The organism is Pantoea dispersa, from assembly GCF_035783935.1.
Lineage (GTDB): Bacteria > Pseudomonadota > Gammaproteobacteria > Enterobacterales > Enterobacteriaceae > Pantoea > Pantoea dispersa_C.
Map to the genome: position 1 here is coordinate 1 of NZ_JALKOV010000067.1, position 207 is coordinate 207.

Below are 207 nucleotides of genomic sequence, written 5' to 3' on the forward strand. Positions count from 1 at the left end.
TGAATCAGCTTGTGCATCAGTGGAAGCGTCTGGAAAGTCGCGCGATACCGGGTGACAGCCCCGTACACGAAGATGCACAGGTTGTGAGTCCGACGAGTAGGGCGGGACACGTGGTATCCTGTCTGAATATGGGGGGACCATCCTCCAAGGCTAAATACTCCTGACTGACCGATAGTGAACCAGTACCGTGAGGGAAAGGCGAAAAGA

General features: G+C 54.6%; 1 rRNA gene. It reads left to right on the forward strand.

What is annotated here, in order from left to right:
• Nucleotides 1–207, forward strand: a 23S ribosomal RNA gene (locus MXF20_RS23360); the annotation flags it as partial.